Origin of the sequence: Pseudidiomarina sp. (genome assembly GCF_048267825.1) — a bacterium.
Lineage (GTDB): Bacteria > Pseudomonadota > Gammaproteobacteria > Enterobacterales > Alteromonadaceae > Pseudidiomarina.
The window spans coordinates 1-11,743 of the sequence record NZ_JBLWWR010000015.1; the positions used below are offsets into that span (position 1 = coordinate 1).

Sequence of the window (11,743 nt, forward strand, 5' to 3'; positions counted from 1 at the left end):
AACCGATTACGCATAAAAAAGAGGCGCTACTTAGCGCCGCTACATGGGGGGGTAACTACTCAGTTATTGCTGCACTTCAATGTCATTTTCGACAGACTTAACACCTTCAACGCCGCTTGCGAGCTGTGCTGCTAAATCAGCTTCTTCACTGGTTGTCACCACGCCGCTGAGTACAACGTTGCCATCAATGGTTTCAACATTGATGGCGCTAGCACTGAGCTGGTCAGCCTCAAACAACGCTGTTTTTACCCGTGCTGTAATGGCACTGTCGCTAAGAAAGTCGCCAGTACGTTCTGCGGTGTCGCGGGTGAAATCAGCAGCGTCACTTGCGGCCTGTTTGGTGGCCTCGGTCGCTTGTTCTAACGAAGACTGTGCCTTGTCGCGCGTGTCATCCTGCTCCTGTTGCGAGCAAGCAGCTAACGATACGGTTGCAAGGAATGCAAGAATTAACGTTGTGATTGTTTTCATGTAAAACCTCCTGTTTTATAAGTTGTTGCAACTAAACATAGTAAAGTGGCAAAAAATATCGAGGTGGTTTACAAAGCTTTTGCGCTTTACACTAAAGCCGTTGAAGCAGTTTAGAAAAGGAAAAGTAACATGCGTACATTAGGGAACGTGTTGTGGTTTATTTTGGGTGGCGCGATCATGGGGCTAGGCTGGTGGTTAGCTGGTGTTCTCGCGTTTGTAACCATTGTCGGCATTCCTTGGGGGCGCTCGTGTTTTGTGATTGGTTTATTCTCCTTCTTTCCATTTGGCCAAGAAGCCATTAGCCGCGAAGAACTCACCCAAAAGAGCGATCTGGGCACCGGCGGGTTTGGCTGCCTGGGCAATGTTCTGTGGTTTATATTCCTGGGTTGGTGGCTGGCGCTGGGTCATTTAGTGTCCGCCATTGCACTATTTATCACCATCATCGGCATTCCATTCGGTATTCAGCATCTAAAACTTGCGGGCGTAGCATTATCACCGATTGGCAAAACTATCGTCAGTAAAGAAGTGGCAGCAGCAGCCCGTATGCACAATGCGACCACCACGGTATCTAAACTTAGAGAAAAATAACTGGCGAAACCAATTAATCGGGGCCGTTCTTGCTACACTAAAGCAACGATTAAAAGTTGAGGAAATTCCAATGAAATGGATGATTTATGGTGCGAACGGCTATACCGGAGCCTTGGTGGCCCAGTATGCGAAGCAACAAGGCTTACAACCGGTTCTTGCTGGACGCAATAGCGAGGCAATCCATAAACTCGCCGGGCAACTTGAACTGCCCTCATGCATTGTTGACTTAAGTGATTCAACCGCGCTGCAACGCGCGTTAGCAGATGTTGATCTTGTTGTGCATTGCGCGGGCCCATTCGAAATTACCGCTGCGCCAATGATAGAAGCCTGCTTGGCAAGCAAAACCCATTACGTGGACATTACCGGTGAATTGAGTGTGTTTGAGTACGCGCATGCCTGTCACGAGCGTGCGCAGCAAGCTGGCGTGGTGCTTTGCCCCGGTGTAGGTTTTGACGTGATTCCAACCGACTGTGTTGCGGCTAAATTGAAGCAAGCATTGCCCGACGCAACAGAATTGACGTTAGGGTTTGATTCAGCCTCGCGCATGAGTCGCGGCACGGCGAAAACCAGTGTGCGCCGTCTTGGCGAAGGTGGCGCGGTGCGGCGTGACGGTAAAATCACGTCAGTGCCATTGGCTTACCATACGCGTAGCATAGATTTTGGTAATGGCGAAAAATTTGCCATGACAATTCCTTGGGGTGATGTTTCAACGGCGTATTACACCACCGGCATTCCCAATATTGAGGTGTACATTCCAGCCTCGCCGAATTTAGTAAAAAAATTAAAACGGTTAAATTGGTTTCGTTGGTTGCTGCGTTTGGAAACGGTTAAGAAATTCCTTGAGAAAAAAGTTGAGCAGCAACCGGCTGGGCCGAATGAAAAACAATTGGAGCAGGCTATTACCTATGTCTGGGGTGAAGCCAAAAATGCTCAAGGTGTTACCGAGACGCTGCGAATTACAGTGATGAATGGTTACAGGCTAACCAGTCATGGTGCGGTTGATGTGGCCCAATATATTTTGACGCATAGTCCAGCAGGTGGCTTCTACACACCAGCGAAGCTTTGCGGTGCTGATTTGGTGGAGAAGTATTATGTGGTGGCGTAGTTGTGCCGTAGCGCTTGTTGTTGCGGCTTTTTCGCACGTTGCATACGCACAAGATACCAGTACAGAACAATCGCAAGAGGAACTTGATGCTGAGGCGTTCAAAGAATCCGATCTTGTAGGTCGTTTTTGGGATTTAGGCCAAGATCAAAAGCGCGGCATTTTTGATTTGCGAACCTTTCAACCCAATTTTATCCTGCCAGCGCATTACAGTTCAGACACCAATGAACAACCGATGTCGCCGACTCGAGGGCCGGGTACGCCATTAGAAAGCTACCAACCCACCGAAGTTAAACTGCAACTGTCACTGCGAACCAAACTGTTTGAAAACCTGGTGTTTGGCGGCGATGTTTGGGTCGCTTATTCACAAACCTCACTGTGGCAAGCATGGAATTCTGATGATTCGTCACCGTTTCGCAGCACCGACTATAAACCGGAAGTGTTTTACATTTTGCCGTGGCAAGACGAATGGGATTTTATTCCAGGCAATGCACGAATACGGTTTGCGAAGGCAGGTTTTGCTCATGAATCAAACGGCCAACGGAAGCCCGATTCACGCAGTTGGAATTATGTGTATTTTGGCGGTGCTGTTGAATGGGGGCCCGTGGTTTGGGAGTCGACATGGAAGCAGCGCGTGAATGAAACCGGCGATGACGACGACAATCCAGATTTAATTCGTTTTCGCGGTAACTTTGAAAATCGATTTTCGTGGCGCAATGCCTTGAGCACCTACAGCCTCACACGGATTACACGAGAGCTGTCGTGGGACAGAGGTTCCTGGCGTCTGGATTTTACCCACCCATTGAACTCGGAAAAACCAGACGGTTTGCGCTTTTATATCCAAATTTTTTCCGGCTATGGTGAAACCCTATTGGACTACAATCATCGTCAGAATCGAATCGGCATTGGATTTTTGTTATTAAACATTTAAGCGCTTTGCGTTGTCGTACGGCCAAAAATATGACAGACAATTACTTATTAAAGCTTTACCACAAAACACTGAGTTATCCGTTTGGGCGCGCGTTGTTTTCGCGCATGTTTGCGGCAAAAGCGCCTTATTTTAAGTCGATAAAGCCAACCATTACCGAGCTGCAACCTAACCATTGCGAACTGACCTTCAAGAAGCGAAAAGCAGTGCAAAATCATATCGGTACAGTGCATGCTATCGCGTTATGCAATGGCCTTGAAATGGCCATGGGGGCGCTCGCTGAAGCGTCCATACCCAAGCACTTGCGGTGGATACCGAAAGGCATGACGGTTAACTACACCGCCAAGGCTGATAGCGATATTCGTATTGTCGCAAGCACTGATCCACAGGCGTGGAAACTCGGTGATTTGCCAGTAACAGTGCAAGGCTTTCGTCGTGATGGTACGCTTGTTATTGAGGGTGTGATTACCATTTATATTTCTGAAAAGCCGCCCAGAAAATCCATTTAGCTCAGTTGCTTGAGAGCTTGTTCAATCGCGAAAACATGTTCATCATGCTCGCCAAGTTCACGCAATGCATCGGCCAGCTTCAATAAATACTCATCATTGGGGCCGCTTGGGCCAGCAGATGCGGCAATATGTGCTGCAATATCGGTTTCATTGGCTTGCCCTAAGAACGCTTCGTTGTCAGGGCCTGCAACGTAAACCAAGCCTTCTACCGAGCCCGAGCCGTCAAGCCATTCAAATTCAGTAAAAAAGCGCAAGTAGCCATTTTTTTCGCGGTGGTCAAGGTGCGCAAACACGTCGGGAGTTACCTGATAAGCCATGCCGGCGCATACCGCGCCAGGGTCTGCTATTAGCGTTGCGACCCGGCCGGGCTGCTCAGGCGTGCCACGATGATCATGGGAGCCTTGCCAAAAACGCCGTACCCAACCATGAATTCGTGCCGGTCGACGTTGTATAAAGGGGAAATCCGCTTTATAAATCAGAGAGCCATAGCCGAATAACCAGACCGATTCGAGATGGTCTAGTGGTTGGCTTTGTTGATTTAGAGCAATTGTATTGTGTGACATAGCGGAAGCTATTTTAACAAAATATCCCGTTGGAAAAAGGAAAGAATAAATGCGCACATTAGAACTGAAAGTACCGCCCGTGATTGTTGTCGCAGCGACAGCCGGCTTGATGGCGTTAACGGCACGATTAATACCAATGGAGCCGTGGCACTTTACCGATGCCAAATCATTAGCTGTTGCATTAGTGGCCATTGGCGCATTGATTGCAGTCGCTGGCGTTGTTGCGTTTCGACAGGCGAAAACTACAGCCAACCCGATGGACCCAAATGCCAGCTCGGCACTGGTGTCACATGGCATTTACCGATTCACACGCAACCCGATGTATCTTGGTTTCTTGCTAGCTCTTGCCGGGTGGGGCGTGCAAATCGGCAACCTACCCGCCCTAGCGTGGTTAGTTGTCTATGTTTTGTACATAAACCGCTATCAAATCATTCCCGAAGAGCGCATATTAGAAAGTAAGTTCGGTCAGGCATTTTTAGACTATCGGAAACATGTGCGGCGCTGGTTTTAATTGGGTTTTGCTGCTATATGTTTAACTTCATTCATTATTTTGAGGTAATTGCTTGCGGAACTCTTTAGGCTTAGCCTGTCTTGCGGCCGCAGCTTGTCTCGCCTTTGGGCAGACAGCTTTGGCGCAAAAATCCACCCTACGCGTTGGTGTTTACGACAACCCGCCTAAAATTTTGTTAAAGAATGATCGACTTTCTGGAATATTTGGCGACCTGTTTCAGGAGATTGCAGAACAAGAAGGTTGGCAAGTCCAAGCGGTTCCGTGCGCATGGAACGAGTGCCTGCAACTGCTGCAACAAGGCGAAATTGATTTAATGCCAGACGTTGCTATAAATCAGAAGCGCGATGAACGCTTTATTTTCCACGAAACCCCAATTTTGCATTCGTGGTCTCAGCTTTACGGCCAGCGTAGCTTGAAAATTTCCACCCTGCTTGATCTTGATAATATTCGCATAGCGGTGCTGGAAAACTCAATACAGCAAAATTATTTAGTGAACATTGCCGAAAACTTCGGGCTTGATGTCACCTTGGTTCCTGTAACATCGTTTGACGAAGGTTTTCAGGCCGTTGTGAATGACATGGCCGACGCCGTGGCTGCCAACCATCTCTATGGCGATCAGCGCGCGCGGGAACTCAATTTAGAAGCAACGCCGGTGATGTTTCAGCCGGCACGGTTGTTTGTTGTTGCAACCAACAGCGCCATGCAACCTGTTTTGAACACCATCGACACGTACATCAATACGTGGAAGCAAGACCCCAACTCTCCGCTGTTTAAGACACTAAAACGCTGGCGCGCGATGGAAGAAGAGTCTCCGCTGTTTCCTTTGGCTCTAGTTGTTGGGCTCGTGTCGACATTGTTGTTGGTGTTAGGGGTATTGTTATGGCTCCGCCGCCGCGTTAAGCAACGAACACTGGAGTTATTTCACAGTGAATTGAAGCTCAATACCATTTTAGATTCCGTTGAAGCCTATATTTTTATTAAAGATAAAGAACTGAAATATCAGTATGCGAACAAAAAGGTCTGCGATTATTTAGGTACTACCACGGCAGGCATCATCGGACAGAGTGACACAGCATTTTTTGATGAAGAAACTTGCACGCACCTACGCGAAAATGACATGCGTGTTATTGAACAGGGTCTGCGAGTTTCGAATGAAGAAGACAATGTCACCACTGACGGTTCGGTACGCCACTTTTTATCAGTAAAAATCCCGTTGCGTGACGCCTACGACAGTGTTTATGCGCTGTGCGGTATTTCAACGGACATCACTGAACATATTACGATTAAAGAGTCGTTAAATCAGTTGGAGTATTACGACACCGTTACCGGCTTAGCGAATCGTAAGCTGTTATTAAAAAACTTAGAACATGCATTAGCCAGTGCCAATAGAACTCAATACGACGGCGCATTATTAACAATTGATTTAACAGATTTTACCATTATTAACGAAACCTTGGGTCACATAGCTGGTGACAACGTGCTACAGCAGGTGGCACAGCGAATTCGGGCACGCATAGACGACACCGATACCGCAGCACGACTGGGCTCGGATGACTTTGTGGTTATCTTAGAAGATATCAGTCAGGACACCGATCAGGCGGTATTGGATGTTCGCAATTGGGCGCGTGAATTGTTGGATTTGTTGGCTGAACCTTATGATTTGGGTGACATAACCCATACCACAAGCGCCAGCATTGGCGTCACGATGTTTTCTGACAGCCAAGACGACGTGGCGGGGCTTCTAAAAAATGCAGACTTGGCCATTTCTGAAGCAAAAGCTCAGGGGGGCGGGTCGATTCGTTTCTTTAACCCGGTAATGCAAGAAAATATTAACCGTCGCATGTTAATTGAATCTGCGTTGCGCCGTGCGGTGAAACATCAAGAGCTTGAAGTCCATTTACAACCGCAGGTAAATGAACGTCACGAAGTGGTTGCTGGAGAACTGCTGTTACGCTGGACAGATCCTGATCTCGGCTCAATTTCTCCGGCAGAATTTATTCCAATTGCTGAAGCAAGTGGGCTCATTATTCCGCTGGGTGCTTGGGTCATCGAACAGGCGTGTCGAACGCTTAGCGATTGGCAAACGATGGATGCGCTGAAGCATATTCCGTTGGCAGTGAACATTAGCCCACGGCAATTTCGCCACGGCGGGTTTGTCACTCAAGTTGAGCATTGCCTGCGCGAAGCAAAACTTCCGGCGGGGTTGTTGGAGCTTGAAATTACAGAGGGCATGTTAATTGACAATGTCGACGTGACCGTGAAGCGCATGTACAAGCTGGGTGATCTGGGCGTGCGTTTCTCACTGGATGATTTCGGTACCGGCTACGCGTCATTGGCTTATTTGAAGCAACTTCCGCTGTACCAGTTAAAAATTGATCAGTCGTTTGTACGCGATATGCTCACTGATGTGAACGACGATGTCATAACCCAAACCATTCTGGGCTTGGGTAGAAACTTGAAGCTGTCAGTTATTGCCGAAGGTGTCGAAACCGTCAAGCAACGCGACCATTTGCAGGCAATGGGGTGTACCAAGTTTCAAGGCTTTTTGTTCGGCAAGCCAGCGCCCATTGCAGAGTGGCAGGCTCGCCTGTTAGAAAGTACTGCGCTGACGGTTGATTAGCGGATGGGCGGCACCAGCAATTGAATTTTTTCAGGCACCATGCGCATCAAATGAACCCGAAGTGGATGCCAAAATACTGACAACAATAACAACCCGAAGCCAATGACCAAGCCAATAATTGCTGCACCTAAATTCACCACACCGAAGCTTGTCAGCAGCGCACCAAACACATAAATAACGTATGACAAGGCCGAGACCATCAACGCACGTCGATCAAGAATCAGCGACATCGCACTAAGCACCAGGTAAAGCACGAGAGTAATCAGAGCTTGGGTTACGCTAACATCAAAATCGCTATCCGCTAAAGTCACGAAGATAGGATGCACCAATAATGGGGCCGCCAATAAGTGCAACCAAAACGCCACGTCTGACTGTCGGGTTTGTCGTTGCCGATCACGACTGTCCCAACGCAGCGCCAAGAGAAATACCAACACACCGCAAGCAAACAAGGTAACTTTTAGTAACGTATCGGAAAACGCAAACACCATGGATAACGCCGAGACTAAAATGCCAATGAATGCGGCGAGTCCTGCAGCTAACGTGAGCGGTACTTTAAAACGGTACCAGTGCGCAACAGCGACCAGCGTGGTGACGAAAAATGCCAGCAATGAAATGCTACCAGGGCTATCCAAAACAGCAAAATTATTGGTTATCGCGAAAAACACGCCGCCCAAGCAAAAGCCTAACAAGACAATAGATGGCAGAGCCATGCGTCGTCTCAAAGTAAAATATTCGGCCATACCCCAAGCCGCTGCCGCAACCAATAAGCCGCCAAGCCAAGGGGTGACCGTATTACCCAGAGTACCCAGAGCAACGAGCGCGAGTACGGCCGCAATCACGACAAAAATATCATTGAAGCCACTAATGAGTCGAAAGTGCTCTTCGTCTTGAATGGTCATGTGCCGTTGTTTTTGCACGTAATCACGGAAAGCTTGCGCCTGCGCTTCCGGCAAAACCCCTTCTTGCACGGCAGACGTTAAATCGTCATCGGTATACATATGCGAGTTCCTTACGTGAATTCCTGATATTAAGAGCGTGTTCAAAAAATGAACTGTTATTGATGCTGGCACGAAAACAATTTACTGTCGACAGATAAGCGTAACAAACTGTTGCGTAGCTTGTTTTCGTATGAGAACAACGATGCCACGCCACCATTGCATTTGCGCTAGCGAAGAACTCTGCGGCGCTATTTAACTACATCCAACGCTGGTGGTTGTTAGCAATAGTAGCGCTCCAGTCACGTTGTAGATTGAATGCGATTTCAGCCGGTTGGTATTTGATCACTTGTGCGCCGGCAGCGGTGTGTACAACAACGTCAGCGTAGCCGAGCAAACGTAACCACGGCGACTGATACACGTCTATCTGCTGCGTTTTATAAAGCGGATACCAACTTTCAATACGACCAAAAACGCCACGTTTAATACCAAGCCAGCCTTCAGTCATGACATAGCCATAGTTTTGCCAACGCGCTACGGTGTAGGCTTGTAGAAGCACCCAAACCAGAGCGCCAATAACCAGCCCAAGTTGCGGCGGTTGCCAATTAAAGTACCCCACTACAGCCACTGCTGGCGCAACCAAGGCCACCCAGAACGACGGGTTCAATAGCGCAATTGAGCTTATTCGCTGCCATGGCACGGTACTTCTATCAGGCAGTTGCAACCAATGGCATAGCTCATCCACGCCTGCTTGCGTCAATACGGGGAGAACAAAAGCACCGGCAGAACCTTGTTGTTGCGCATGCGCGGACGGTTGCAGTTGACTGACGCGCGCACTAAAGCGACCTAACAGGCGGCCACGAAGATTTTGCTTTAGGCGTACGCGTTGTAATTTATGGTAGCGAAAACTTACCGTGCGAATACTAAACAGCCCCGAGCGGGCCTGATAACGCTGATTAGCAATGGTGAACTGTAAATTATAGTAACTGGCAATTGTGACACCAATAGCTAAGGTAAATAAAACCAGCAGCGCGGTTACCACCAGCCCGACATTTAACCACAAGCTTTGCTCAATAAATTTTACGTTGGCTTCCAACCAAGGAACAAGCTGCTCTTCCAGCACATCGGTTTGCGAAAGTGGGTAGATAAGCACGGCCAGCAGTACGAAAACTTTATTGTCCATAATGCCCGCGCGAACAATTTCACTGAGCGAATAGTTCCGTTGTAAATCTGTGTGTTGTGCGCTTTCACTCACCGAACCGCCATTGGATTCCGCGTCGGTTGAACGGTGCGTGCTTGCCGCTTGCGCCAACATACGTTGGCGTAAGTCTTGGGCCAGTGCTATTGGTAAGCCCGGTATTTCAACTTCCTTGCCAGCTGAGCCTGCGCTGTCGACGCGCAAAATGGTTAGATTAAACGGCCGGAAATACCAAGTCTGATCCAGCTCAGCCTGTTGAATACGCTCATACTTCAGGGTGAGACTCTTTTTGCCAAATACCCCAGTGCGCAGGTGTACTGCGTCATCGGTAAGCGCATACAGGAAAAAATGATGGTTCAAAATGGCGCTGATCACAATAAAAACTAAGTAGCCGCCGCCTACCGCGTAAGGTAGCCAGTCGTTATCGGTTACAAAAATTACGGCGAGTACCGGAATAAAGTTGGTAATGTTACGGACAAACTGCCGTATTTCTTTTGCAACGAAAAAGCCCAGTGTTAATAGCGAAGTGCGTTGCCAAGTTAACTCAGTCATCGTTCTTGTCACTCACTGGCTCTGCAGCAATAGTATTCACCAGCTCTGCTTTCATGGCTTCCGCAGTCGCCAGTTTTAGCCCTGGTATACTTAAATCTGCACCACCACTGCCGGCGGTGTATAACGTCAGGTGCGCAAGCCCAAGCAGACGCTCAATAAACCCTTGGCGCACTTCCACATGTTGAATGCGATTCAGCGGTACAGCGCGGGTTAAGCGCCATAATGCGCCGCGGCGCAAGTGCATGGACACATCGGTGCTTGCATAAGCGGTAAATTGAAATCGACGTGATGACCAGAATAGGCCGAAAAATAAGGTTAAAACCGCCCAAGGAATTCCCAGCCATAGTGGGTTAGGCAGCCAGCCAGTTGACGGGCTGAACAGATACAAGCCAATCGCAATGAGCGCCAAAATACTCATATCGATAAGCACAATTAACTGTAAATAAGTTTTGTAAGCGGGCTCAACAGGCTTCCACGCAATTGTCATGTGATCGTTTCCTTACTTGAAAAGGTATGTTTTAGCACCCATGTATCTTTCATGTAACTCTAACACGAAGTAAAAAAATAGGAGCAAGCTCATGAAAATTTTAATGGTTTTAACCTCGCACGAGCAGCTCGGTGACAGTGGCCATAAGACTGGCTTTTGGGCCGAAGAATTCGCCGCACCGTACTACGCATTTAAAGATGCGGGTGCTGAAGTGGTGTTAGCCAGCCCCAAAGGTGGCCAGCCGCCAATTGATCCAAACAGTGAACAGTCCGATGCACAAACGACAGCAACAGTGCGTTTGTTTGAAGACCCTGAGACAATGGAGAAGCTTGCGACAACCCTCAAATTAAGCGAAGTTACAGCCGATAAATTTGATGCGGTTTTCTACCCAGGTGGGCATGGCCCGCTGTGGGATTTAAGCGAAGACCCACTATCCATTGGCCTGATACAACAGTTCTGGGAGCAAGAAAAACCGGTTGCAGCGGTATGCCATGCGCCAGCGGTGTTAGTGAATGTGAAAACCCCAGCGGGTAAGCCGCTAGTAGCAGGCCGTAAAGTCAGTGGCTTCACGAACACTGAGGAAGCTGCGGTGGGCTTAACGGACGTTGTTCCATTCTTGCTTGAAGATAAGCTGAAAGAACTCGGTGGTGTGTATCAGAAAGTTGATGACTGGAAACCATTGGCCGTGGTGGATGGCAATTTAATTACTGGGCAAAACCCGGCAAGTTCAGAGGCAGTTGCTGGCGAGTTGCTAAAACGCTTAAAAGCGCTTCACGTGAATTAAGTGGCACATTGGTCGGTATAACATCCGACACAACGGACACAAAAAAGCCAACCTTGGGGTTGGCTTTTTTTGTTGCTGCGTGTTGATTAATACGCGTTTATTCAGTCATTTCCTGCAAGCGAGCACGTAGCTCTTCGTCTTGCTGAATACGCTGAACAATGGTGTTGTACTCTTGCGGTGAAAGACCAGAATCATTCACAGCTGACACCATTTCTTCTTGTGCTTTACGCTGAATTTCTTGCGCTTGCTCAGCATCTTCAGCGCTTTGGAACTGCTCTGAATATTTATTGCTGATTTCCTGCACATTGCTCATGGCAGTAACAAACTTTTCCAGCATCGCATCAGTTAGTTCAATCGACTGCTGTTGCTGCATCATTTGTTGCTGTTGTGACTGACCTTCTTGTGGTGCAGCCATTGCCGCAGAACCAGAAAATAAAGCCGCGATTGCTAAAGCTGTCATTGTTTTACGCATAGATATATCTCCTATTTTGAGTTCAA

Annotated in this window: 13 protein-coding genes; 7 read left to right on the top strand and 6 right to left on the bottom strand. The window is 48.2% G+C overall.

Translation table 11 applies throughout. The annotated features are described in order from the left end of the window. Nucleotides 1-63: 63 nt before the first annotated feature. Nucleotides 64-468: a BON domain-containing protein gene (locus ACN0UN_RS10425; RefSeq protein WP_417659914.1), complete on the bottom strand. Its 405-nt coding sequence runs from the start codon at nucleotides 466-468 to the stop codon at nucleotides 64-66. 129 nt (nucleotides 469-597) lie between these two features. On the opposite strand from ACN0UN_RS10425, the gene ACN0UN_RS10430 reads away from it, so the two are divergent. The 4 genes from ACN0UN_RS10430 to ACN0UN_RS10445 all read left to right on the top strand — a co-directional run bounded on the left by ACN0UN_RS10430 (nucleotide 598) and on the right by ACN0UN_RS10445 (nucleotide 3,595). Further along, on the top strand, nucleotides 598-1,056 hold the full coding sequence (locus ACN0UN_RS10430; RefSeq protein ID WP_417659915.1) for a YccF domain-containing protein: 459 nt from the start codon (nucleotides 598-600) through the stop codon (nucleotides 1,054-1,056). A 70-nt stretch (nucleotides 1,057-1,126) separates the two neighbouring features. After that, nucleotides 1,127-2,161 (top strand): saccharopine dehydrogenase family protein, encoded by a 1,035-nt coding sequence (locus ACN0UN_RS10435; protein ID WP_417659916.1) that lies wholly within the window; start codon nucleotides 1,127-1,129, stop codon nucleotides 2,159-2,161. After that, on the top strand, nucleotides 2,148-3,089 hold the full coding sequence (locus ACN0UN_RS10440; protein WP_417659917.1) for a phospholipase A: 942 nt from the start codon (nucleotides 2,148-2,150) through the stop codon (nucleotides 3,087-3,089). The genes ACN0UN_RS10435 and ACN0UN_RS10440 overlap by 14 nt, the downstream gene beginning before the upstream one ends. A gap of 29 nt (nucleotides 3,090-3,118) precedes the next feature. Further along, entirely contained in the window at nucleotides 3,119-3,595 is a 477-nt protein-coding gene (locus ACN0UN_RS10445) for a hotdog fold domain-containing protein (protein ID WP_417659918.1), read from the top strand. On the opposite strand, the gene ACN0UN_RS10450 is transcribed toward ACN0UN_RS10445, so the two are convergent. Then, entirely contained in the window at nucleotides 3,592-4,158 is a 567-nt protein-coding gene (locus ACN0UN_RS10450; RefSeq protein ID WP_417659919.1) for a gamma-glutamylcyclotransferase, read from the bottom strand. The two genes, ACN0UN_RS10445 and ACN0UN_RS10450, sit on opposite strands and share 4 nt — an antisense overlap. A gap of 49 nt (nucleotides 4,159-4,207) precedes the next feature. On the opposite strand from ACN0UN_RS10450, the gene ACN0UN_RS10455 reads away from it, so the two are divergent. Both ACN0UN_RS10455 and ACN0UN_RS10460 read left to right on the top strand, forming a co-directional pair. After that, nucleotides 4,208-4,669 (top strand): methyltransferase family protein, encoded by a 462-nt coding sequence (locus ACN0UN_RS10455; protein ID WP_417659920.1) that lies wholly within the window; start codon nucleotides 4,208-4,210, stop codon nucleotides 4,667-4,669. A 52-nt stretch (nucleotides 4,670-4,721) separates the two neighbouring features. Continuing rightward, a complete protein-coding gene (locus tag ACN0UN_RS10460; RefSeq protein WP_417659921.1) occupies nucleotides 4,722-7,289 on the top strand; it encodes an EAL domain-containing protein in 2,568 nt (855 codons plus the stop codon). Here the strand turns inward: ACN0UN_RS10460 and ACN0UN_RS10465 are convergent. The 3 genes from ACN0UN_RS10465 to ACN0UN_RS10475 form a co-directional block, all read right to left on the bottom strand. Further along, the gene (locus tag ACN0UN_RS10465; RefSeq protein WP_417659922.1) at nucleotides 7,286-8,287 is read right to left on the bottom strand and encodes a hypothetical protein; all 1,002 of its coding nucleotides are present in this window, start codon (nucleotides 8,285-8,287) and stop codon (nucleotides 7,286-7,288) included. The genes ACN0UN_RS10460 and ACN0UN_RS10465 overlap by 4 nt on opposite strands. 196 nt (nucleotides 8,288-8,483) lie before the next feature. Then, nucleotides 8,484-9,974, bottom strand: a complete 1,491-nt coding sequence (locus ACN0UN_RS10470; protein WP_417659923.1) for a PH domain-containing protein — start codon at nucleotides 9,972-9,974, stop codon at nucleotides 8,484-8,486. Next, complete coding sequence (locus tag ACN0UN_RS10475; protein WP_417659924.1) at nucleotides 9,967-10,461, bottom strand: PH domain-containing protein; 495 nt, start codon at nucleotides 10,459-10,461, stop codon at nucleotides 9,967-9,969. Before ACN0UN_RS10475 ends, ACN0UN_RS10470 begins: the two co-directional genes overlap by 8 nt. Before the next feature lie 91 nt (nucleotides 10,462-10,552). On the opposite strand from ACN0UN_RS10475, the gene ACN0UN_RS10480 reads away from it, so the two are divergent. After that, nucleotides 10,553-11,245 (top strand): type 1 glutamine amidotransferase domain-containing protein, encoded by a 693-nt coding sequence (locus tag ACN0UN_RS10480; RefSeq protein WP_417659925.1) that lies wholly within the window; start codon nucleotides 10,553-10,555, stop codon nucleotides 11,243-11,245. Nucleotides 11,246-11,342: 97 nt separating this feature from the next. Here the strand turns inward: ACN0UN_RS10480 and ACN0UN_RS10485 are convergent, their stop codons facing one another. Further along, complete coding sequence (locus tag ACN0UN_RS10485; protein ID WP_417659926.1) at nucleotides 11,343-11,717, bottom strand: DUF4168 domain-containing protein; 375 nt, start codon at nucleotides 11,715-11,717, stop codon at nucleotides 11,343-11,345. Nucleotides 11,718-11,743 lie beyond the last annotated feature (26 nt).